Source organism: Acinetobacter sp. YH12021 (assembly GCF_013420145.1).
GTDB lineage: Bacteria > Pseudomonadota > Gammaproteobacteria > Pseudomonadales > Moraxellaceae > Acinetobacter > Acinetobacter towneri.
Window position 1 is genome coordinate 130,423 of record NZ_VOYT01000005.1, and the last position, 23,341, is coordinate 153,763.

Sequence of the window (23,341 nt, forward strand, 5' to 3'; positions counted from 1 at the left end):
GCGCTTTATAAAGCGCCTTTGATATATGGATAAGCATTATTTAGCAAAATAGGCTGAGCTTTGGCATTTGGATGAATTAAATCTTTTTGCATCAATTGCTTATTGCCCGCAATACCTTCCATAAAAAATGGCAGTAATTTGACTTTATATTGCTGACTCACCACTTTATAGTTATTTTCAAATGCTTTGCTATACGCCGAGCCGTAATTTGGCGGCATTTTCATCCCAAAAATCACCACTTTCGCTTTGGCTTTTTGGCTATGCTGAATTAAGTTCGCTAAATTTTTTTGAATCATTTGTGGCGGTTGTCCACGCAAGCCATCATTTCCGCCTAACTCAATGACTACAACGTCTGGACGATGGGTCTGCAGCAATTTAGGCAGACGCGCCAAAGCGCCGCTGGTGGTTTCGCCACTGACACTTGCATTGACCACTTTATGCTGTTTCGGATACTGTTGTTCTAAACGTTTTTGCAATAAGTGAACCCAACCTTGTTGTGGTTGTATGCCGTAACCTGCACTTAAGCTGTCACCTACAATCATAATGGTTTTTGCAGATACCACGAATGGGCTGAAACATAGTCCGAGCAGCAACACACGCGGGAAGACACGACTAGTTAGATTGCGATTTTGCATAATGGGAAACGTATGACTCAAAACACTAAAGAATCTAATATCATGCCACAAACGATTATTTCTGCCCAAAATTTGACACAAAAGATACAACTTGCACAAAAACAATTGACCATTTTTGAGAATTTAAACTTCGATATTCAGGAAGGTGAACAAGTGGCCATTACAGGTCGTTCGGGTTCAGGAAAATCGACCTTATTGGGTATTTTGGCAACATTAGATCAGGCCAGCAGTGGAAAATTGGTGGTATGTGGTGAGTCAATTGCAGAATTAAACGAAGAACAACGTGCAGAAGTTCGTTTAAAGCATATTGGTTTTGTGTTCCAGTCATTTCAGTTATTGCCGCATTTGACGGCACTGGAAAATGTGATGTTGCCACTACGTTTGCAGGAAAAATTTAAATATGCAGAGGCAGAACAAAAAGCCCTCAACTTGCTGAAACGTGTGGGTTTAGAACGACAAGCACAGCAAACGCCGAAAGTGCTTTCGGGAGGTGAGCAACAACGTGTCGCCATTGCACGCGCTTTAATTCGTGAACCTAAAATTATTTTTGCCGATGAACCGACAGGAAACTTGGATGGGGAAACTGCAACTGAAATTGAGCAATTGTTATTTGAATTGAACCGCGAGTTGGGCACAACCTTGGTGTTGGTCACGCACGACCCGAAACTGGCGGCACAATGTCAGCGTCACTATGCCTTAATTGATGGGCAATTGGTTGAGCAATTTGCAGCTAAGCCAACTGCTGCCATAACAGGAGGATGAAATGAACGCATTATTTCATCCGCTGTTAAAGCAGAGTTTTAAAAGCAGTGGTGTATATTTACTGATTATTGCGCTGACTTTAGCGATTAGTGCGACCACGGCCTTAAAGTTTAGCAATGAACAAATTCAAAATGCGGTAGCGTTGCAAGCGGCAGAAATGTTGGCGGGTGATTTAGTCCTGAGTGACAATGAGCCCATTGCGCAAGACTGGCAGGATCAGGCGACTGCACATCAGTTACAACAGTCGCATGTGACTGTATTTAGTTCGATGGCACATACTCAAGCGCAATTTGTGATGGTGAATGTCAAAGCGATTGAGCACAATTTTCCGTTACGTGGTGAATTGAGGGTGAGTCCTGCAGCGGACAAGATTCAATCTGGTGAAATTTGGCTCAGCCAACGTGCCATGGATTTGCTTCACGTTAAACTTGGTGAAACGGTGAATATTGCCGATGCAGCATTTACCGTGACTGCCAAAATTGAACATGATTCTAATCAGGAACTCGGTTTTTCAGGTTTTTCGCCGACAGTAATTATTTCACAGGCCGATGTGGCACGTACCCACGCGATTCAAGTGGGTAGCCGCATAGATTACCGTTTGTTGTTGGCAGGCAGCGCCAAAGATACACAAAATTTTGAGCAGTATTTTAAAACACATACACAACAGCCTGCACAGGCACAGCAAACGGCCAGCCCTGAACAAAACTTTGAAGAACAAAGTAGTTTAAGACTACGCAATGCCAGTGAAGGCAATACTCGCTTAATGCGCCCCATTGCCAATTTAGATACCTTTTTACAGTTAGCGAATATCCTGACCATTTTATTGTGTGGGATTGCGATTGGTTTGACCAGTCAGCGCTATGTGCAACAAAATCAGGATCATATCGCCTTATTACGTTGTATTGGTGCAAGTAAACGACAAATTTTAGCCGCTTATTTGGCTTTGCTTGCTTTGGTCTTAATTATCGCTATGGGCATTGGCAGTATTTTGGGCGTGACGTTGGGCTATGCTTTGTTGCAAATCATGCTGCAACTGATTCCGCACCTGGAAATTCAATTTTCAGCCATTGAAATGTTGCTTGGGCCATTGCCAATCGCCATGCTCACGAGTGCTGTAGTGTTGTTGGGTTTTGTGCTGCCTAATTTATTGCAATTGCTGAATACCGCACCGATTCGCGTGATTCGCCAACAAGACAAAAGCATGCGCGCTTGGTGGTGGATGTTGCTTACAGGGACGCTAAGTCTAATCGTATTTTGTGTGGTCTTGACCGAAAGTTTAGTGCTTAGTACATGGGTGATTGGTGCGATTATTGCGCTGTGCGTATTGCTGTATGGAGTGGTGTGGAGTTTATTAAAATTATTGCGTCATTCTAAAGGCAGACTCGCAGCGTATATTCGTGCGCCTGCTGTCACGGCATTTCAAATTACTGCATTGGCTTTAGGATTAAGTTTAATTACGGTACTTGCAGTGTTGCGTACCGACCTGCTAGATCGTTGGCAGCAGCAATTGCCCGAAGGAACACCCAATCAGTTTGTTTACGGCTTGCCACCGTTTGATATGCCTGAGTTTCAACAACAATTAACGCAGCAGCAGTGGCACAGCACGCCACTTTATCCAAATATACGCGGGCGTTTGGTCGCCAAAAATGATCAACCTTTTGCCGACGCCTTAATTCAGCAAAGCAATACGTTAAGACGCGAACTCAACCTGACACAGTCTGACCGTTATCCTGCCGATAATATCATTGTAAATGGGCAAGCCAATTTCAGTGCAGTGGGACAAGTGTCAGTAGAAGCAGATACGGCTGCCGAGTTGGGCATTCAAATTGGTGATCGACTCAGTTTTAGTTTGCCTGAAGGCATACTTGAAGCCGAAGTGATTAATCTGCGTACGGTGGAGTGGGAAAGCTTTAGTCCAAATTTTTTCTTTATTTTTTCACCGCACACTATGGATGAAAATGCAGGCAGTTATTTGGGCAGTTTCTATGTGCCTGAAGCAGATAAACCGAAACTAATTCAATTGATTCAGCAATTTGCCAACACAGTGTTTATTGATGTCAGCCTAATTTTGGATGAAATTAAACGCATTGTGAATGTGTTGGTGCAGATCATCACCATTTTAGCCATTTTGGTGAGTGTGTCTGGGCTGTTGGTATTAATCGCGTGTTTAAACTTGCTGATGGATGAGCGCAAACGCGAAGTCGCATTACTGCGTTCTTTTGGTAGTTCTAAACAAAAACTCAAACGTATGTTGAGTCTGGAAATCGGTTTTATGGGCTTTATAGCGGGAATAGTGGCGTGTTTATTTGCCGAAGTCATTAGTGCTGTTGCCAGTTACCGCATGGATTTAATGCTGCAACCACATTGGGAAATCTGGCTGATTTTGCCTGTATTTATGACCGTGCTGTGTGCCTTGATTGGACGTTATCGTTTAAGTTATTTATGCGATATTCCGCCACTGCAAAGTTTAAGGGAGATGAATCAGTCCTGATTCATCTCTAGTTGATGTTGTTTTACTTGCTGTAAAGGTTGATTGTTCAACCCAGACTGCGTTGCATCATGCTAAGCAGTTCTTGCCAAAGGGGTTGAATTGGAGCAAGCAGTTTATGGCAATACCAGTAAAATGCAGCACAACCCAATGGTGCAAGGAGCATCGCAAAACTGTTCACTAAGTTACTGTGTTTGCTGCGTTGTCCAAGGTACCAAATGAGTGTCATGGCTGCGCCCATGAGCATGCCGCCAATATGTGCAGCATTATTAATGCCACTGATCATAAAGCCCATACCTAAGTTCAGTGCCATCACCATCACCAAAGTCTTGCCATCCAACAGAAATTTTTGGCGAGGTAATTGGGGCAATAACGCCAATACCGTCAGTGCAGCTCCAAGTCCCATCACTGCACCCGATGCACCTGCACCCACGCTAGGTAACAGCTTTGGATTAGCGACACCTTGTTCGAGCAGGGTATAGCTGTCTTGAATGCTGACATAGCCACTGAGCAGGCTACCCATCAAACCCGCGCAAACATATAACACTATAAAATAGACACGCCCAAACAACTGTTCACTGACGCTGCCAAAAATATACAAGGCCCACATATTTAACATTAAATGTACTAAACCGAAATGAAAAAACATGCTGCTGAACAGGCGAATGGGTTCCGCCAAAAAGGTTAAAGGTGCATAATCAGCACCCCAGCGTATTGCATCTTGCGGGCTAGGATTGCTAATGTTCATGCCGTTGAGCACTTGCCATGCAAACAAAGCCACGTTTATTGCAATCAGGGCTGCGGTAATCCACCACAGGTGAATTTCAACTTTATTGTTGCGCAGGTTTGGGGGATGTTGGGACATATATTTGAATATTGTGTCGTAGTGATCAATCTAAGCTTAACACGAAAAAATAACGCTTCAGGAGCCATGCACCAAGATGAAAGCTTTTTTTATACGAACTTTGTTAATTCTTGTCAGTGTGGTGCTTTTGGTTCAATTATGGATTTTTAGCAGCTTGGTGTGGTGGCGTACGCAGCCTGTGCAATCGACCATGATGATGCGTTTGGATTATTGGGCTGAACCGAGTAAGCCTATACAACATCAATGGCGCGACTATGACCAACTCAGTGATAATTTAAAGCGAGCTGTGGTGACTGCCGAAGATGGCAAATTTATGCAACATCATGGCTTTGACTGGGAAGGTATTCAAACTGCGCTGGAACGGAACAAAGATGAAGGCAAGGTTGTTGCAGGTGGTTCCACAATTTCTCAGCAGCTCGCCAAGAATTTGTTTTTATACAATAAGCGATCTTTTTTGCGTAAAGGGCAAGAAGTTGTGGCGACATGGATGATGGAACGCATGTGGTCAAAGCAGCGTATTTTAGAGGTCTATCTCAACTCGGTAGAATTTGGCGATAATATTTATGGTGCCGAAGCTGCGGCACAGCATTATTTTGGCAAAAGTGCAAAAAGTTTAAGCCGTGATCAAGCAATTTTCTTGGCTGCGATTTTAACCAATCCAAAATATTTTCAGGAACATCGTAATGCGGGGGCATTAAAAGCCCGTAAACAGATGGTGCAGCGCTATATGCGTTATGCGGAAATTCCCTAAATTGAGCGAAAACAAACTATAAAATGTGAAAATATCCACAAAGCCTAATTTTTTAGGCTTTTTTTATGAAAATGTCACAAAATTGAAGCATACTTGTAGCAGTGCCAAACATTTTAAAAAAGCATAGGTGGGTATGAATACGGCAACAGGCGCGACTCCTGCGCAAACAGAATATACATATAATGATCGCTACATTAACCGCGAACTGTCTATTTTAGATTTCCATTTGCGCGTGCTTGAGCAAGCTGTCGATCCGTTGCATCCTTTGTTGGAACGCATGAACTTCCTGCTGATTTTTTCACGTAACTTGGATGAGTTTTTTGAAATTCGTGTTGCGGGCATGATGGAACAATTGGACTTGGGCAATGAAAGCCGTAGTCCAGATGGTTTAACCCCTAAGCAGGTGTTAGATCAAATTTCTAAAACAGCACATGCTGCTATTGAACGCCAGTACCGTATTTTAAATCAGGAAATTTTGCCAAAATTACGTGAAGAAGACATTTGTTTCTTACGTCGTGGTGAATTAACCCCTGCACAATCGGCATGGGTGAAAAAATATTTCCAAGAGCAAGTTGCCCCTGTATTAACCCCAATTAGCCTAGACCCTGCACATCCATTTCCACGTTTGGTCAATAAAAGTCTGAATTTTATTGTGACTTTAGAAGGGAAAGATGCTTTTGGTCGTCAAATTGATTTGGCAGTTGTTCCTGCACCACGTTCATTACCACGTGTAGTTCGTTTACCCGATGAACTTACAGGCGGTAAAGAGCACCACGTCATGCTTTCAGCAATTATTCATGAGCATGTGTCTGACTTATTCCCGGGCATGACTGCGACTGGATGCTATCAATTCCGTGTGACCCGTAATGCAGATTTGGCGTTAAATGAAGATGTAGAAGACTTGGCCAAAGCCCTAAAAGGCGAATTAAACTCACGCCGTTTTGGTCGTGCGGTACGTTTAGAAGTAACGCACAACTGCCCGAAAGCCATTTATGATTATTTGCTAGATGAGTTCGATCTTGAAGAAGAACAACTTTATAAAGTAGATGGCCCAGTGAACTTGGCGCGTTTATTGTCTAATTTTAAACGTCCACATTTACGTTATGATTCACATACACCCGCCATTCCAAAGGTGTTAAAAAAGTCTGAAAATATTTTTTCAGCGATGCAAAAGCAAGACATTTTATTACACCATCCGTTTGAATCTTTTGCACCCGTGATTAACTTGCTGCGTGAAGCTGCACGTGATCCACAAGTCTTGGCAATCAAACAAACTTTATATCGTAGTGGCGCAGATTCTGAAATTGTACAAGTGCTTGCAGAGGCTGCACGAAACGGTAAAGAAGTGACTGCGGTGATTGAACTGCGTGCACGTTTTGATGAAGAATCTAACATTGCTGTGGCTAACGTGTTGCAAGAAGCGGGCGCTGTGGTTGTGTACGGTATTGTGGGGTATAAAACCCACGCCAAAATGATTTTGGTGGTGCGCCGTGAAAATAATAAATTGGTGCGTTATGTACATTTAGGCACAGGTAACTACCACGCAGGCAATGCGCGTATTTATACCGACTATGGTTTACTGACCACAGACAAAGAGCTGTGTGAAGATGTGCATCGTATTTTCCAAGAGCTAACAGGCATGGGTAAAATGGCAAAACTGAAAAAGTTGTTGCATGCACCATTTACCCTGCACGCACAGTTGGTGAATTATATTGATGAAGAAATTGCCAATGCTAAAGCAGGTAAGCCCGCACAAATTATTGTGAAAGTGAATGCACTGACTGAAATGCAATTGATCAATAAATTGTACGAGGCGTCTCAGGCGGGTGTGCAAATTGATCTCATCATCCGTTCAATTTGCTGCTTGCGCCCAGGTTTGCCGGGCTTATCGGAAAATATCCGTGTGCGTTCGATTGTCGGACGTTTCCTTGAACATACCCGTGTCTATTATTTCTCTAATAATGGCAATCCACGTATTTATTGCTCAAGTGCGGACTGGATGGATCGCAACCTCTTTAACCGTGTCGAAGCATGTTTCCCGATAGAAGATCCTGCATTGAAAAAGCGTATTTATGAACAAGGTTTGCTGACCTATATGCAGGATAATCAACAGGCATGGCTGTTGCAGGGTGATGGAACTTGGGTGCGTGTAAAAGCAGCTGAGGGTGAAGAACCACACAATGCGCAGCGTATCCTGACCGATAGTATTGTTTAGTTTCAAACATTTATAACAGGTAAAAAGAGCGATGCCAGACATCGCTCTTTTTTTGTTTCTAATATTTATTTAAGACTTATATTTTTGATAGATATTTATTGATCAATAATTTAAGAAAAACAGCACATCGCATCATCCGCATTCATAATTTTCCGATAAATACTTTTCACATAACCATGCACCAGTTGTTCTGAAGCATTCAGGTTGGCAGCAACTTGTTGTGAAGGTAAACCTTGTCCGGAAAGCGCCAATATTTCATGTTCAGTTTTAGAGAGTGCCAAAGAATGACCATGTGCGACAATGGATTGTTCGCAGGCTAAGATTTCATTGGCTAAGTTGCCGTCTAGCGGTGAGCCGCCACGTAAAATGGTGCGAATCTGGTTTTGCATGCCTGTTGCAGATTGGTCGCTAAAGACATAGGCTGAAATGCCTAAATGAATAGCTTGTAGCAATTGTTTTGGCATACTTGAAGGCAGCACCGCCACAATTAAGGTATCTTTACGGAAAAGTTTGAGATTTTGGATAAAATCAATTTGAGCTTTTGACCAAGACTGTAAATTGATAAATACCAAATTAGGCAAATGTTGCTGCACCATCAGCACTGCATTTGCGAGCGATGGGCTGCAAAGTAGAACCTCTTTAGGGTAGCCAAAATTTTGTAAAATGTGGCTTAAATTTTGTGATGCTTCTACCTGATCATCAATCAGCAGAACAGGCACAGGTAAAATGAGATCTCTGTGAATCATGACAAATACTCCTGTGCTGTTCTATAAATAATTTTGATAAATAGATTGTGCGTGATATTGCTGTAACTGAATATCCTTAAATATAGTGATTTTTATATAAAAATGGTAAATATAAGTAATTGTTGCTGAATATTTTTTTTGAAATGTGTTGAAAACGTGAGTAATGTAACTCGATACCGTTCTTTCGTTCAGTTGTAAGAGTGAATTGTTGAATTTGTGATGAATCTCACATTTTAAAACTTATTCATATTTATAAGTCACTTAAATCATAGTGAACTGCAAAAACAATACGCATTTTTGAACGAAAAATAAAAAAGGAGCCATGTTGGCTCCTTAATGAAATGTTGGATCGTGTGTCTAAATTTAGACTGCGTTTTGAGTGATTTTCTGTAAAATCTGCAGCAAAACGTCAAATTCACTTTGTAATGGCGTGCTTTTACGCGTCACTAAAGCCAAAGTACGGCTTGGTGCAGCCTCAATACTTTTGATCTGTAAATCTGGATTCGATTTGATCATGGCATTATGAATTGCAATTTCAGGCAATAGGGTAAAGCCTAAATTTGCAGACACCATTTCAACCAAGGTTGGTAAAGAGCTGGCTTTTAAACGATGATCGTTTTTACGTTCACCAATTGGGCAGGCACTTAAAGTGTGATCACGTAAGCAATGACCTTCTTCAAGTAGCATTAAACGCGATAAATCTAAATCATCTAAAGAATTGGCCTGCGCCGATTTTTGATCGCCCTTGTGATAAACCAAGAACAAATCTTCTTTAGAAATTTCAGCCACTTTCAAACCACGCGTATCGAATGGCAGGGCTAACACCACCATATCTAAATTGCCGTGTTCCAGTTTTTCGACAATTTTTTCACTTTGCGCTTCGTGTAAATGCAATTGAATTTTAGGTAGCTGCTTATGCACTTCATCTAACAGTTGCGCCAAAATAAATGGGGCAATGGTTGGAATCACGCCTAAGTGTAAATCACCTGTGAGAGGCTCACTCATTTCACGGCTTAAACGCATTAAGTCCTGTGCATCTGCTAACAGAACACGGGCGCGTGCTACGACTTGTTCACCCAATGGGGTTAAACGTACATTCTGTCGATCACGTTCTACCAGTACGCCGCCAAGCAGGCGCTCCAGTTCCATGATCCCGCCCGACAAAGTCGACTGAGTTACAAAAGAACGGCGAGCCGCTTCTGTAAAATGTAACGTTTCAGACAGTGTAACGAGGTATGACAGCTGTCTTAAAGATGGTAATGCAGCCATAGTGTCCTAATGATTATGATTTAAAGTGGTGAGCAAACAGTTCGCTAAGATGAGGAATAAAGTGTGGAGGAATATCATGCCCCATTCCTTTGATTAATTCAAACTTAGCGCCCGGAATCGCTTTCGCAACAGCCTTACCATGCCCTGGTGGGAGCAAACGATCTTGCGAACCATGTACCACAAGGGTAGGTTGCTGAATTTGTTTGTCCAGTTGTAGCAACGAGCCTGTACATAATATTGCTAAAAACTGTTGAAGTACACCCGCTGGATAATAACTTCGTTGATATAATTTACGTGCGGTTTGCATGGCTTCGAGTTGGTTCACGTAGCCAGGTGAGCCTATCACCTTAAATAGTTTTAAACTATGATCAACAATACCATTTTCATCCTGCGATTTTGGTCTTTCTAACAGACTGAACAGTTGTTTAGGAAATGGTGGTGGTAAAAAAGGCTGATTGTTGCTAGTAAATAATAAGCCTAAACTATTTACTTTATCTGAATATTTTGCTGCAAGGATTTGCGCAATCATGCCGCCCATTGAAGCACCGATGACATCAGTCTTTTCAATGCCCAAGCGCTCTAATAGCAATGCAGCATCATCCGCCATGTCATATAAATTATAAGGCGCGCCTTGGTTTTGTAGTCCTAAGCTAAAACGCCCCATCATTTTATAGGTATTTAGGCGTGGGCCTTTATGGCGAATTTTTGACGACAAACCAATATCCCGGTTGTCATAGCGGATCACCCGATAACCCTGATCAATTAAAGATTTACAGAAGAAATCGGGCCAATACAGCATTTGCGCACCCAGCCCCATGATCAGTAAAATTGGAGGATCTTCAGTCTTACCGCCAATTTCGACATGCAGCTCAATTCCATTGCCTAAATCGACCTTGGTTTCGTGCATAAATGCCGTATAGGGCGATGTGGTGAACTGAAGTGCACTATTCATGTTGTGATCCTCATGTCAGGCAAGGGCGAAATCAATCGCCCTTTATTGTTTTTATTTTATTCCGATACAGGCAATAAGTCTGGCACTAATTTGGTCAAACTCAAGCGTTGTTTGGCCGCTGTTGCGCCTAATAGGACAAAGCCACGTAAGGTATCGGTTTGGTCATAGGCTCTGGCAATCATGCCATCGTCAAATTCTTCGGTATGCCAGTTGACATCTACCCCTAGTGGCGCAGGTAAAACGGTCAGTGGTGCAGCAGGTGTTTTCACTGCAACAGGCATGGCAGGGTAGTGTACCTGAGTAGTTTCACCATTTAAGGTTTTGGCTAAGGCACGTGCTTGCTGCATGATTGGCATCACATACGGCAATAAAATACCATTCACTTCCGCACAGTCACCTACTGCATAGATATCAGCTTGGCTGGTTTCAAGTTGCGCATTGGTTAAGACCCCACGACTGGTTTCGATGCCTGCTGTTTTAGCCAAAGCAATGTTTGGTTGTAAGCCAATTGCAGACAGAACGACATCGGCAATTAAAGATTGACCGCTGGTAATGGTCACTAAATAGTCGTCATTTTTAATTTTCGAAACTTTTTCAACGGTTGTACCCAATACAAAATGGATACCCGTTTCTTCTAGGTTTTGTTTAAAAGCACTGGCTACATAATCCGGCAATAAACGACCTAGTGGTTGTGGTGCAAGGTCAATCACCGTGACTTGGTGTCCTGTTTGCTGCAAGTCATTGGCAAATTCACAACCAATTAAACCTGCACCTAAAATCACCACACGTTTGTCTTGACGTTGTTCAAGCTGTTGGCGAAATGCGGTGTAATCACTTAAATTATTTACCACATGAATGTCATCACTGCCATCGCCCGCAATGGCTAAACGTACAGGATTCGCACCCACTGCCAAAACCAATTTAGAATAAGGGTGTTGGCTGCTTACACCCTCTTTTTCTAATTCAAGTACATGTGCTTCTGCATCAATTGCTTTAACCCAAGTGTGGGTTTCAATACGCATATTGAGTTGGCTTGCCATTTTAGCTGCATCGCCCAATGCAATTTGAGCAGGGGCTTTATTGCCCGCCAATGCGTTAGATAAAGTTGGTTTGGCATAATTGGCAGCATCATCTGCACAAATCATGACTAACTCTTGTTCTGCATTTAGCTTACGAAACTCGCGTGCAACAGTATAACCTGCCATGCCTGAACCAATAATAACGATAGGATGCATAAGGTGTACTCCAAATGAGGGCATAGAAATTGGCGTTAAAAAAAGACCATCGGACATGGTCTTTTCGTGGTCTTAAACTTCAATCATTTCAAAATCAGCTTTTGAAACGCCGCAGTCTGGGCAAGTCCAGTCATCAGGAATATCTTCCCATAATGTACCTGCCACAATACCATCTTGAGGCCAGCCTTCTGCTTCGTCATAAATCCATCCACAAACGATGCATTGATACTTTTTCATTCAATTCTCCATAAACCGATCTTTAAATTTCCAGATCAGCAAAAAACTTATCTACGACTAGTTGTATGATATATCTATTTGATTAAATTTTTACGCAGTTATACGGCTAAAGTAAAGTAAATAAGCGATTTTAATCTGTGCTTTTATAGAATGAATAGCTGCATGGGACATAACCGCGCAGAAAAGACCTCTTTTGATATAGATACGGCATTGTAATGAGAGAATGGCTGCAGGAAAAATCACGTTTTTATGCGTTTAAATGCCATTTAAGACCTTGGTCGTACAGTAAAAGTCTTATATTTTTGCTATTTTATTATGGAATAAATATATATTAATATTTTTAAGTATATTAAAGTTTATAAAAATCAAAACCTTGTAGTGTTTTGATGCGTGATTGATGGCAGTCTTGCCGATTCGATCACTAGCCTTATGTGAAAATAAACGGTAAAATTCAACCATTCTTTAGTCACATTTCTGATCTTCCATGAGCAATTTGTCTACTTTTTTGTGGTCGCATATTCGTACAGTTCCTCATTTTCCAAAACCAGGCGTAGATTTTTATGATTTAACGCCTTTGTTTATGAATAATTTGGATTCATTAACAGATGCTTTAATTGCCAGCATTCCTGCAGAAAAATTAGCTGAAGTTGAAAGCTTTATTGCAGTAGAAGCACGTGGTTTTGTATTGGCGAGCCTTTTGGCACAGCGTACAGGCAAAGGTTTGGTACTTGTGCGTAAAGCAGGTAAATTGCCACCACCAGTTGTGGGTGTGGGTTATAGCTTAGAATACGGTTTAGACCGTTTAGAAATGGCTGCCGATGTGCAAGCGCAAAAAGTCATTATTGTAGATGATGTATTGGCGACAGGTGGCACTTTAAAAGCAGTGAAACAATTGGCTGAAAAATGTAATCATCAAGTTTTAGGTGCAAGCATTTTCCTAGACTTACCAGATTTACACAAAAATTTAGGTTTAGATATTTGGTCCGTATTGGACAATAAATCTAAACCAGAACAAGCAGTGGCTTAATCCTTTTAAGTTATTGTAACTGCTGTAAAAAAGCCTGATCTCCATAGTTGTGATCAGGCTTTTTTAATGGGTGATGTTTAATTGATTATTTTTAATGGATAGCTTTGACTTTATTTGGCAAGATAAGCTTGTTCGATTTGCTGAATACAAGAATTAATATTTTCTGGATGCAATAAGCGATGATGCCCAGACTCAAAAGTAGAGGTCTGCATATAGTTTTCTAAAAATGCTTGCGCGGCATGCATATCCAAAATTTCATCGCCCAATTCTAAATAAGCCAATTGTGGAATATCGTGCTGCAAGTCATCATCTGAAATTGCAGGATAGTCATTGCGAAATGTGGGAGCTAAACTTGGATTTGCCACCACACACGGAATATGGTGCGACAAAGACATTTTGAGTGCCCAATAGCCGCCTAGACTATGTCCCACTAAAATTTCAGGCTTAATTTTTTGAATGATATTGTGATAAAAATCGGCAACAGTTTGATAATTTAAGTTGCGATAATCGACATTGATACAAAATTTTTGTTTTGCATCTATGGCATGGAATTTAGTCGACTCCCGCGAGGAATCTAATCCATGTAAAAACAAGACTTTTAAAGCACATGTATTCATTGCCAGATTCACAAAGTTAAACATCTTGAGTCAAACTGAGCCTAAAGATAAAGTGGATAGAAAATAAAATATTTAGACTGATACATCAGCAGGTTTAAAAACAGCAAAATACGGTCTTTTTCATCTATTTTCTGAACAATATTGTAGTGCGCTTAGTCTGAGAAAGAAGTTAGCTTTTGGTCTAAGTCTACAAAAAATCACAAAAGCAAGTGGCAATTTAAAAAATAAATTGCTCGAGTCAGAGAAGGCATACGAAATCGTGTCTAAATCTGCTATTCTATTGAACTTCTTTTTTTAGTAATTATTCGAGGCAGAGATGACGCAACATAACGCTCAATCGACTTCTGAACCCACTATTTCCGAAAACGATTTAATTGCGCAGCGTCATGCCAAGTTAAAGCAAATTCAAGAACAAGCGCAGGCGAAGGGAACTAGCCCTTGGCCAAATACGTTTAAGCGTGAAAACTACGCAGAAGATTTGCAGGCACAATTCGCAGAAGTTTCTAAAGAAGAAATTGAAGCAGGCGAAAAAGTGTATGTGTCTGTAGCAGGTCGTGTGATGTTGAACCGCGGTTCATTCATCGTAATTCAAGACATGACAGGTCGTATTCAGTTGTATGTGGCGCGTAAAGAACTTAGTGCTGAAACATTAGAGACGATCAAGAGCCTAGATTTGGGCGATATTATCGCAGTGAAAGGCTATATTGGTCGTTCAGGCAAAGGCGATTTATATGTTCATATTCAACATTTTGAATTGTTGACCAAATCTTTACGTCCATTACCAGACAAATATCATGGTTTAAGCGATACCGAAGCGAAATATCGTAAGCGTTATTTAGACTTAATCGTAAATGAAGACACCCGTAAAACCTTTGAAATTCGTGCCAAAGTGGTTTCGGGTATTCGTGCATTTTTAACTGAACAGCGTTTTATGGAAGTTGAAACGCCAATGATGCATGTGATTCCTGGCGGTGCATCGGCACGTCCATTTGAAACGCATCATAATGCTTTAGATATGCCGTTATTCTTGCGTATTGCGCCCGAATTATATTTAAAGCGTTTAGTGGTTGGCGGTTTTGAACGTGTGTTTGAAATTAACCGTAACTTCCGTAATGAAGGGGTGTCTACACGTCATAACCCTGAATTTACCATGATCGAATTCTACCAAGCTTATGCCGACTATAAAGATTTGATGGCATTGACTGAGCAAATGCTAGAAAAACTGGCTTTGGATATTTTGGGTACTACCGATGTGCCGTATGGCGATGAAGTGTATAGCTTCAAAGGCCCATTCAAGAAAATTTCTATGTTTGATGCCATTCTTGAGCATAATCCACAATTCACGCCAGAAAATGTTAATGACCGTGATTTCTTGGCTAAATTTGTGCAGGAAGAATTGAAAGAACAGGTGAAGCCTGGTTTTGGTTTGGGCAAACTACAAACCATCGTGTTTGAAGAAACCGTAGAAACTCAATTACGTCAGCCGACTTTCATTACAGAATATCCTGCAGAAACGTCGCCTTTGGCACGTCGTAATGACGATAACCCACACATTACTGACCGTTTTGAGTTCTTTATTGGTGGTCGTGAATTGGCGAATGGTTTCTCAGAATTAAATGACCCGATTGACCAAGCTGAGCGTTTCCAAGCACAGGTTGCAGAAAAAGACGCAGGCGATGATGAAGCGATGCATTACGATGCAGACTTTGTTGAAGCTTTGGAATACGGCTTACCACCAACTGCAGGTGAGGGCATCGGGATTGACCGTTTGGTAATGTTGTTTGCCAACGCTGCGAGTATCCGTGATGTGATTTTATTCCCACACATGCGTCATAAAAACTAAGTTTTAGCGCATCGTTGACGACATAAAAAACAACCTGCAGAAATGCAGGTTGTTTTTTTGTTGTAACTTAAAGTTAAACACTTGCCACCAATTTTTTGATCATAGGTCGCTGGCGTTGACTGGCAAGCCATAAATCATGCTGCATTTGTAAATTCAACCAAAACTCTGGTGAGGTTTCTAAGGCTTCACTCAAACGAATCGCCATATCTGCAGAAATTCCAGTATGACCATTCAAAATGCGAGATAGGTTTGCACGTGTCACTCCAAGTGCTTGAGCCACTTCAGTCACAGAAGTTTCACCAATATATTCGCGCAACATTTCGCCCGGATGAGGTGCATTAAACATCATATTCATCTTTGTACTCCTGCGCTAGAAGCTATGTGATAATCCAAATAATCTACAATGTAGACATCACCATCTTCAAATTTAAAAATTACACGCCAATTACCATTTACTGTTAGTGACCATTGATCTTGTAGATTTCCACTCAATTTATGTAAACGCCAATTGGGTGGAGTTCGCAAATCATTCACCGTAGATGCAGCATGTAGTGCTGCAAGTATTAAACGTAATTTTGTAGAATGCGCTGCTTGAATACCTGCTGTTGAACCAGTTTGGAAAAAAGCCTGAAGACCTTTATGTTTAAAACTCTTAATCAAGCCTTAGTATCCAAGTGTATTGTGTATATGTACAGTATACGATAATTTCGAGTTTAATCAATCAACCAGTTTTGGCGGGGGTTAAGTGCATCTTGCGTAATCCGCAGAAACTTAAAGTGATGATGCTTATAACAACGCCGTTTGAATCCGTACTTTCATCTCTAAAGCTTGCTGCAAAATATGCGCTTTCATCCAAGTTACTTGTGTACCCATGGGGTTGGTTTTAATAGCAGTGTTTAAGAAATCCAGTTTTTCTTGCGAAAATAATTGCGTTTCAATCGCTTGATGCAGTTCTGCCGTGGTTGCATTTAAAGGCACATCTACCAAATAAAAACCTTTAGGATAATTATAAAATGCATACATTAAGTTAAAGGCTTTTTGTTCGGCCTTTAAATTGCCCGCACCAATTTCATAGCTGCGGTCTTGATTGCTATGCGTCACGCCTATTAAAAAGGAGAGTTGTTGATCACGGCAACGCAAACCAAATTGCAGCCCAATCTGATCTGCACTGAGTTCATGTTGCACAAAAACATTCAGCATTGAAGCATCATCGTTTAAAGGCTCTTGTAGGACGAGTAGCTCAGGGCTGTGCTGATACAAAAAACCAGCCAGCTGCGCCTGTTCAAGTTTGGATTTGATCTGTTCAATCTGTGGCATGGGAGCATCTTAAAAATAAAAAAATATGTTTTTACTTTAAGCATTTTTTGTTCATGCTTGAAGCACTGAATTAGATGAATAATCTATGAAGTTATTCAAAAATGAGCAGCTTGTAAGCGCGATTTGTATGTATCAAACGTAGCGAGAATGACGTTAAATTTCAATATATGATGGAATAAACTATTGATTAAATAAAACTTATACTGCTTATTGGTTTTCTTTTATATGAGCTTTTTGCATATAAATATAATAAAACAAGCAATAGTCTGCATAACTAAGTCACTATAATGAAAATCAAATTCTATCTGTGTTATTCGTACACAAGTTTAAGTACATCTGGTGTGATCAATGTCAATAAATCAGGAAAGACTTACTCATCTTAAACAGCTTGAAGCTGAGAGTATTCATATTATCCGTGAAGTTGCAGCCGAGTTTGAAAATCCAGTCATGTTGTATTCGATTGGTAAAGATTCAGCGGTAATGTTGCATTTGGCTTTAAAAGCATTCTATCCAGCGAAACTGCCATTTCCACTGTTACATGTGGATACAGGCTGGAAATTCAAAGACATGATCACTTTCCGTGACAACATGGCAAAACAGCACGGTTTTGACTTGATTGTTCATCAAAATAAAGAAGGGGTAGATGCCAACATTAACCCATTCGATCATGGCAGTTCTAAATATACCGACATCATGAAAACCCAAGGCTTAAAACAAGCTTTAGATAAATACGGTTTTGATGCGGCATTTGGTGGCGCGCGTCGTGATGAGGAAAAATCACGTGCCAAAGAACGTGTTTATTCTTTCCGTGATGCAAAACATCGTTGGGACCCGAAAAATCAGCGTCCTGAATTGTGGAATTTGTATAATGGCAAGGTCAATAAAGGCGAAAGTATTCGTGTGTTCCCATTGTCTAACTGGACTGAATTGGATATTTGGCAATACATTTACCTCGAAAGTATTCCATTAGTACCGTTGTATTTGGCTGCAGAACGTCCTGTCGTTGAGCGTAGCGGCACTTTAATTATGGTCGATGACGAACGCATGCCGTTGCTAGAAGGTGAAGTTCCACAAATGAAATCGGTACGCTTCCGTACTTTAGGTTGTTATCCACTTACGGGTGCAGTCGAATCAGAAGCGAATACCTTGCCTGAAATTATTCAGGAAATGCTATTGGCAACCAGTTCAGAGCGTCAGGGTCGTATGATTGACCACGATGAAGCTGGCTCGATGGAAAAGAAAAAGCAAGAAGGTTACTTCTAATCTCTCCTGAAAAATCTCCCCAAACCCCTCTTTATAAAAGAGGGACTTATAAAAAGCGGAGCAAAGCCTCCCTTTATAAAAGGGAGATTTAGAGGGATTAAAGATTAAAAAACCGATTTCTAAAAAATATGTGGAGCTTTGAGCAATGTCTCATCAATCGAATTTAATTAGCCAAGATATTTTGGCGTATTTAAAACAGCACGAAAACAAAGATCTACTGCGATTTTTAACTTGCGGTAACGTAGACGATGGTAAATCGACATTAATTGGTCGTTTGTTGTATGACTCAAAATTGATTTATGAAGATCAATTACAAGCCGTGACTCGTGACTCGAAAAAAGTCGGCACTACGGGCGATGCACCTGATTTAGCTTTATTGGTCGATGGTTTGCAAGCCGAGCGTGAGCAGGGCATTACCATTGATGTGGCTTATCGTTATTTTTCTACTGAAAAGCGTAAGTTCATCATTGCCGATACACCTGGGCATGAGCAATATACACGTAACATGGCAACAGGTGCATCGACTTGTGACTTGGCGATTATTTTGATTGATGCGCGTTATGGCGTACAAACTCAGACCCGTCGTCATACTTTTATTTCTAGTTTATTGGGCATTAACAATATTGTGGTTGCCATCAATAAAATGGATTTGGTGGATTATTCAGAAGCACGATTTAACGAAATTCAGACGGAATATGCGAACTTTGTGAATCAACTGGGTGATCGTAAACCATCGAATATTATTTTCACGCCAATTTCTGCCTTAAATGGCGATAACGTGGTGAACAAGTCTGAGCATACCCCTTGGTACACAGGCGATACTTTAATGGGAACATTGGAGTCGGTAGAAATTAACCGTAACTCGGCTCAAAATGATTTCCGTTTCCCTGTGCAGTATGTCAACCGTCCAAACCTTGACTTCCGTGGTTTCTGCGGCACGATTGCTTTGGGCGATATTCATGTGGGTGACCGCATTGTGGCATTGCCATCGGGTAAAAGCTCGACAGTAAAAGAGATTGTGACTTTTGATGGCAATCTTGAACATGCAATTGCAGGTCAAGCAGTTACCCTAACACTGAACGATGAAATTGATATTTCACGTGGTAATGTGTTGGTGCGTGAAGATCAGGCACGTCCTGAAATTTCACGTGCTGTAAATGCCACTGTGGTGTGGATGGCTGATCAGCCACTATCTATTGGCAAGCTGTATAACTTAAAAGTGGGTACACAAACTGTGCCTGCAAAAGTCACCGCCATTCATTACCGTACCAATGTGAATACTTTGGAACAGGTGCAGGTTGAACAGCTTGAACTGAATGCAATTGCCAATGTCACCATCGAATTTGATGCGCCTGTGGTATTTGACCGTTATCAAGACAGTCGTTATACGGGTTCGTTTATTTTCATTGATCGTTTAAATAACGTGACCATTGGCGCAGGTATGGTTGAAGCTTGCGTAGAATGGACTGCACACAGTACACCTGTAACAGCCGAAGACCGTGCTGCACGTTTGGGTCAAAAACCTGCAGCGGTATGTGTACCAAGCCAAGCACTTGAACAGGCACAAGCACTTGAAAGCTTACTGATTCAGCAGGGTATTGTTGCCATTGCTAAAGCAGGTTTAGATGCTGCGCAGGTTGCATTACTCCGCGAAACGGGCATTGTGGTCATTAGTGATGTAAACAGTGGTGCAGATGCAGAGTTGACTGCGACAGCTACAGAAGAACTGGCAGAAAAAATTATTGCCCTAGTTCGCTTATAAAATTAGATTCGTTTATAAAATCGAATCCACATCCCCAAAAAACCGCTTTCACCTGAAAGCGGTTTTTTTATGTGCGTTCACTATATTGGAAAGTTTGTTTTTTAAGTGTGCTCTAAGGGTTCGCCATTGAGATGTTTGAGCATGGGTGTGAAGTGCCCATAGCTAATTTTTTGAGGTTGTATTTCAAAGCCATTTTTTTCATAAAAACTTAAAGCAGTCTGTGTGCTAAATACACTCATGTGCGATACATTTTTGCGCTTTAAATCGCTTATTGCTTCAAATAACAAGGCTTGACCAATACCGCGTTGTTGTACTTCGGGGGCAATGGCATGTTGTAAAATTTGCCCGCGATCACTCATCATAATAAAGCCAACCACCACATGCTGTAAGACATAGACCCAACAATTGTTGTAATGCAGCAGCATTAAAATATTTTCATAGCTTTTATTTTCTAGCCATGCCTGAATTTTGGCTTCATTGCGTTGATGATCTTGAATACAAGAGCGAATACTGGCGTGTAATACCGCAACCAAATTGGCGACATCTTGAATTTGTGCAGCTCTAATCATCTAGGCTTAGGGTGATAGATAAAAACAAGGCTCTATTGGAAGCGAAAAGTGTTTAAAGAAATAGCAGAAAATTGTTGTGTTTTACTGCGTTATACTGCAGCACAAGTCCTATTTTTAAGGCAATCGGTATCATTGTGTAATTGAGCATTGCACTTTTTAGCGATGCATGGATGGAATCATCTGTTAAAGCATAAGCGTTGAAGCGTGCAGCAGCGAATAGACGCTAAGCCCTGAAATGGTTATACTTTATTGAAACGCCTGAAATAAGAGCGAAGACCAAGATGGCAAAACTATTGTTATGGATTTTGTTGTTGATTGCCGTATATGCAGTCTGGAAAGTCTGGTTCAAAATAAAAATTAATCGTACTTTTCAGCAAAGCTGTCAAGATATTGCCAATATTGTCCAAGACCCGATTACCCACAAAGCACCGCGCCCTGTAGAAGAGGTGGTGGAAGAAGTTGCCGAATACGAACAGCAATTATTTGATGATATCGCAGAAATATTTTTAAGCTTAAAAGTATCTAGTCGTGACCCTGAAGATGCCGAAACTATTCAACAAGAAGTGCTGAATAAAATGCCTGCCAAAGCACATACGCAAATTCGTCAGTTAGACTTGGGGGAGTGGTCAATTTACTGGAGTTTTTACGAGCAATCCCTTGAATATTTTGTCGGCAAATACGGAGTTTTTATTACCCATGTAGACCGCTTTGGGCAAGAGCATAAATACAATAATTCAGAGCAGTTTCAAACAGATTGATTTTCATGCCTGATTTTATATTTATGATTTTACAGAGGTTTCTTGAAAATTAATTGCAGCATCTTCTTGTCAGTTAAGTGTTTGGTTAAATGTTGAGTTTTGCGCTATTTTCCCGAAAAGAGGTATCATGCCTTTTTCTTTTACATAGGCAGCATCAATGTCAGTTTTAGAAATCATTGCTGTGTTGATTAGTGTTTTAGGCGTGACCTTAACCATTAAGCGACATATAGCTTGCTGGGTGGTGAATTTTATTGCCTGTTTGCTGTATGCCTATTTATTCTTTGAATATCAATTGTATGGCGAAACGGTATTACAAACCCTATTTATGGGCATGGCTGTTTATGGTTTTTTCCAGTGGAAAACTGCACAGCAGCAAAAACAACATATCATCATTCAAAGCTTGCCACTCTCTAAAATGTGGCTGCAAATTGCACTGAGTAGCATACTGGGTTTACTGTTTGGGCTAAGTTTAAAGTGGTGGACGCAGGCTTCACTGCCTTTATTGGATGCACAACTGGCAGCTATGAGTCTATTGGCAACCTATTGGACCAGTCGTAAATACTTGGCTACATGGGTGTTATGGATTGTGGTCGATCTGGTGTATATCGGCATGTTTATTTACAAAGAGTTGCTGTTAACGGCTGTGTTATATGCAGGTTTTGTGGTTCTTGCTTATTTAGGCTGGCGTGAATGGCATAAAATCCGACAACAACATGCGGCACATTCTGCGGTGTGATGGCGTGTAGGGATGAGCAATTTAATTGATTTTAAACAGGCGCAGCTTAAACAATTTGATTTATTGGCATTGGATATTTTAGCGTATCCTGAGCGTTATTTACAGTTTGATTCGATTGCAGATTTTTACCAAGCCCAGTGGTTAGATGATTTCCCCAAAGGGACGACATGGTGTTCCACAGGACTAGATGATGGCGCAGAACATTTTTATGCCAAAATTGAATTTTATGGGCATTATTTAACTATTTATAGCCATGAAACCTATGCCGCTGAATTTGGCATCATTCACACAGAATAGACAAAATAGAGTCAATGACAGCAGGCGGAAAAAACACTTTAATAGCCTGAAAATAAAGTTGTATGTAGGATATAAAACAACTTATACCCGTTGAGCATCAGCCAAATTATATTGCACGATGATGCTAGACCTACTCCATCAATAAACAAAATAAAAGGAACTCAAATGGCTCATCAATTTACTGTAAACGCCACCATTCATGGCGTTTCAATTGACGAATTTAAGCGTTTAGTGGCAGATGTTGCTTTGCATGAAGCAGTCTGCAAGCGTATTCCTGGTGAAAATTTGGAAATTTTAGAATCTAAAAAGAACGGTGATATTTACACTTTACGCCGTGCTTATAATTTAGATGTGAATATTCCAGATATGGCTAAAAAATTATTAAAAGATGCATTTCGTTTAAAACGCAATGATGTGACCCATTTAACGGCGCTTACTTCTACCGTGGAGCTTGGTGCAAACTTGCCTTTAGAAGCTAAAGGCGAGCGTAGTGTGACAGGCAACCATGAAAAAATTGATATTCAATTAAACTGGACAATTAAGGTTAAAGTGCCATTGATTGGCGGCATGTTGGAAAAACATGCAGAAGGGGAAATCCGTCGTTTCAGTGAATTGGAAATTGGGATTGTGGAAGATGAGCTTAAGAAAAATTTAGCGGCTTAACCCTTCATTTCTACTAGAAAAGATTGCTCTTAAATACATGCTTGGCGCTGCCGTTTTCGGTGGCGCTTTGTTTTTTGGACGTATTGAATTGTGATTGTTGATGCTGGGGTCATTTTACAGTGATCAATTTTTGATTTTTGAAAAAGTTTAGTGCTTGGCTTTATTGCATACAGACTATCGTTTTAATTTATTATTTAAATATAACCCCAGTTACGGATAAGCCAAAGATTTAATCACATGAATTTTAGGCTTATTCTTTTGGCAAAGTTGATACGCACATAGTGAAGAAAATACGCCTGCTAAAAAACCAGCAATCGAACGATGTTTACTCGTA

24 protein-coding genes and 1 pseudogene are annotated in these 23,341 nt (G+C 40.8%); 12 read left to right on the forward strand and 13 right to left on the reverse strand.

Annotated elements, in window-relative coordinates; genetic code table 11:
• Window positions 1–5 precede the first annotated feature (5 nt).
• Entirely contained in the window at window positions 6–635 is a 630-nt protein-coding gene (locus FTT91_RS06685; RefSeq protein WP_004972029.1) for an arylesterase, read from the reverse strand.
• A gap of 12 nt (window positions 636–647) precedes the next feature.
• Between FTT91_RS06685 and FTT91_RS06690 the strand changes: the two genes are divergently transcribed.
• Together FTT91_RS06690 and FTT91_RS06695 are read left to right on the forward strand one after the other, a co-directional pair.
• A complete protein-coding gene (locus FTT91_RS06690; protein WP_004972026.1) occupies window positions 648–1,397 on the forward strand; it encodes an ABC transporter ATP-binding protein in 750 nt (249 codons plus the stop codon).
• A gap of 1 nt (window position 1,398) precedes the next feature.
• Complete coding sequence (locus FTT91_RS06695; RefSeq protein ID WP_180169175.1) at window positions 1,399–3,888, forward strand: ABC transporter permease; 2,490 nt, start codon at window positions 1,399–1,401, stop codon at window positions 3,886–3,888.
• A gap of 46 nt (window positions 3,889–3,934) precedes the next feature.
• Here the strand turns inward: FTT91_RS06695 and FTT91_RS06700 are convergent, their stop codons facing one another.
• Entirely contained in the window at window positions 3,935–4,750 is an 816-nt protein-coding gene (locus tag FTT91_RS06700) for a rhomboid family intramembrane serine protease (RefSeq protein ID WP_004972022.1), read from the reverse strand.
• Between the two features lie 76 nt (window positions 4,751–4,826).
• Here FTT91_RS06700 and mtgA point away from each other — a divergent pair, with 76 nt between their 5' ends.
• Both mtgA and ppk1 read left to right on the forward strand, forming a co-directional pair.
• Window positions 4,827–5,501 carry a monofunctional biosynthetic peptidoglycan transglycosylase gene (gene mtgA, locus FTT91_RS06705; RefSeq protein WP_004972019.1) on the forward strand — a complete coding sequence of 225 codons (675 nt, stop codon included), beginning with the start codon at window positions 4,827–4,829 and terminating at the stop codon, window positions 5,499–5,501.
• Between the two features lie 133 nt (window positions 5,502–5,634).
• Window positions 5,635–7,716, forward strand: coding sequence for a polyphosphate kinase 1 (gene ppk1 / locus FTT91_RS06710; RefSeq protein ID WP_096900973.1), 2,082 nt, complete (start codon window positions 5,635–5,637; stop codon window positions 7,714–7,716).
• 110 nt (window positions 7,717–7,826) lie between these two features.
• Here the strand turns inward: ppk1 and FTT91_RS06715 are convergent, their stop codons facing one another.
• The 5 genes from FTT91_RS06715 to rubA form a co-directional block, all read right to left on the reverse strand.
• Complete coding sequence (locus FTT91_RS06715) at window positions 7,827–8,462, reverse strand: LuxR C-terminal-related transcriptional regulator (RefSeq protein WP_004972014.1); 636 nt, start codon at window positions 8,460–8,462, stop codon at window positions 7,827–7,829.
• A 363-nt stretch (window positions 8,463–8,825) separates the two neighbouring features.
• Window positions 8,826–9,731 (reverse strand): LysR family transcriptional regulator OxyR, encoded by a 906-nt coding sequence (gene oxyR, locus FTT91_RS06720; RefSeq protein WP_096900971.1) that lies wholly within the window; start codon window positions 9,729–9,731, stop codon window positions 8,826–8,828.
• Window positions 9,732–9,744: 13 nt separating this feature from the next.
• Window positions 9,745–10,683 (reverse strand): esterase EstB, encoded by a 939-nt coding sequence (gene estB, locus FTT91_RS06725; RefSeq protein ID WP_218952012.1) that lies wholly within the window; start codon window positions 10,681–10,683, stop codon window positions 9,745–9,747.
• Between the two features lie 56 nt (window positions 10,684–10,739).
• Window positions 10,740–11,918 (reverse strand): FAD-dependent oxidoreductase, encoded by a 1,179-nt coding sequence (locus tag FTT91_RS06730; protein ID WP_180169176.1) that lies wholly within the window; start codon window positions 11,916–11,918, stop codon window positions 10,740–10,742.
• 72 nt (window positions 11,919–11,990) lie between these two features.
• A complete protein-coding gene (rubA, locus tag FTT91_RS06735) occupies window positions 11,991–12,155 on the reverse strand; it encodes a rubredoxin RubA (RefSeq protein ID WP_004972007.1) in 165 nt (54 codons plus the stop codon).
• A gap of 484 nt (window positions 12,156–12,639) precedes the next feature.
• Between rubA and FTT91_RS06740 the strand changes: the two genes are divergently transcribed.
• Complete coding sequence (locus tag FTT91_RS06740) at window positions 12,640–13,182, forward strand: adenine phosphoribosyltransferase (RefSeq protein ID WP_004972003.1); 543 nt, start codon at window positions 12,640–12,642, stop codon at window positions 13,180–13,182.
• 110 nt (window positions 13,183–13,292) lie between these two features.
• Here FTT91_RS06740 and FTT91_RS06745 read toward each other — a convergent pair whose 3' ends face one another.
• On the reverse strand, window positions 13,293–13,799 hold the full coding sequence (locus FTT91_RS06745; protein ID WP_026438299.1) for a YqiA/YcfP family alpha/beta fold hydrolase: 507 nt from the start codon (window positions 13,797–13,799) through the stop codon (window positions 13,293–13,295).
• 316 nt (window positions 13,800–14,115) lie between these two features.
• Here FTT91_RS06745 and lysS point away from each other — a divergent pair, with 316 nt between their 5' ends.
• The gene (lysS, locus tag FTT91_RS06750) at window positions 14,116–15,642 is read left to right on the forward strand and encodes a lysine--tRNA ligase (protein WP_096900968.1); all 1,527 of its coding nucleotides are present in this window, start codon (window positions 14,116–14,118) and stop codon (window positions 15,640–15,642) included.
• Between the two features lie 73 nt (window positions 15,643–15,715).
• Here the strand turns inward: lysS and FTT91_RS06755 are convergent, their stop codons facing one another.
• From FTT91_RS06755 to FTT91_RS06765, 3 genes are all read right to left on the reverse strand, one after another.
• A complete protein-coding gene (locus FTT91_RS06755) occupies window positions 15,716–15,997 on the reverse strand; it encodes a HigA family addiction module antitoxin (RefSeq protein ID WP_004971994.1) in 282 nt (93 codons plus the stop codon).
• Window positions 15,994–16,302, reverse strand: coding sequence for a type II toxin-antitoxin system RelE/ParE family toxin (locus FTT91_RS06760; RefSeq protein WP_096900967.1), 309 nt, complete (start codon window positions 16,300–16,302; stop codon window positions 15,994–15,996). Before FTT91_RS06760 ends, FTT91_RS06755 begins: the two co-directional genes overlap by 4 nt.
• A 126-nt stretch (window positions 16,303–16,428) precedes the next feature.
• Entirely contained in the window at window positions 16,429–16,959 is a 531-nt protein-coding gene (locus tag FTT91_RS06765; RefSeq protein WP_096900966.1) for a hypothetical protein, read from the reverse strand.
• Window positions 16,960–17,313: 354 nt separating this feature from the next.
• Between FTT91_RS06765 and cysD the strand changes: the two genes are divergently transcribed.
• A complete protein-coding gene (cysD, locus tag FTT91_RS06770; protein ID WP_026438300.1) occupies window positions 17,314–18,222 on the forward strand; it encodes a sulfate adenylyltransferase subunit CysD in 909 nt (302 codons plus the stop codon).
• A 145-nt stretch (window positions 18,223–18,367) separates the two neighbouring features.
• The gene (gene cysN / locus FTT91_RS06775) at window positions 18,368–19,984 is read left to right on the forward strand and encodes a sulfate adenylyltransferase subunit CysN (protein ID WP_180169177.1); all 1,617 of its coding nucleotides are present in this window, start codon (window positions 18,368–18,370) and stop codon (window positions 19,982–19,984) included.
• Window positions 19,985–20,085: 101 nt separating this feature from the next.
• Here cysN and FTT91_RS06780 read toward each other — a convergent pair whose 3' ends face one another.
• The gene (locus tag FTT91_RS06780; protein ID WP_131261606.1) at window positions 20,086–20,553 is read right to left on the reverse strand and encodes a GNAT family N-acetyltransferase; all 468 of its coding nucleotides are present in this window, start codon (window positions 20,551–20,553) and stop codon (window positions 20,086–20,088) included.
• 281 nt (window positions 20,554–20,834) lie between these two features.
• Between FTT91_RS06780 and FTT91_RS06785 the strand changes: the two genes are divergently transcribed.
• From FTT91_RS06785 to FTT91_RS06800, 4 genes are all read left to right on the forward strand, one after another.
• Window positions 20,835–21,311 carry a hypothetical protein gene (locus tag FTT91_RS06785; protein ID WP_167845869.1) on the forward strand — a complete coding sequence of 159 codons (477 nt, stop codon included), beginning with the start codon at window positions 20,835–20,837 and terminating at the stop codon, window positions 21,309–21,311.
• A gap of 157 nt (window positions 21,312–21,468) precedes the next feature.
• On the forward strand, window positions 21,469–22,047 hold the full coding sequence (gene pnuC, locus FTT91_RS06790; protein WP_004971981.1) for a nicotinamide riboside transporter PnuC: 579 nt from the start codon (window positions 21,469–21,471) through the stop codon (window positions 22,045–22,047).
• Window positions 22,048–22,059: 12 nt separating this feature from the next.
• Window positions 22,060–22,344 carry a hypothetical protein gene (locus FTT91_RS06795; RefSeq protein WP_096900962.1) on the forward strand — a complete coding sequence of 95 codons (285 nt, stop codon included), beginning with the start codon at window positions 22,060–22,062 and terminating at the stop codon, window positions 22,342–22,344.
• 165 nt (window positions 22,345–22,509) lie between these two features.
• Entirely contained in the window at window positions 22,510–23,007 is a 498-nt protein-coding gene (locus tag FTT91_RS06800) for a DUF2505 family protein (protein WP_004971978.1), read from the forward strand.
• A gap of 210 nt (window positions 23,008–23,217) precedes the next feature.
• Here the strand turns inward: FTT91_RS06800 and FTT91_RS06805 are convergent.
• Window positions 23,218–23,341, reverse strand: a pseudogene (locus FTT91_RS06805) (IS982 family transposase); the annotation flags it as partial.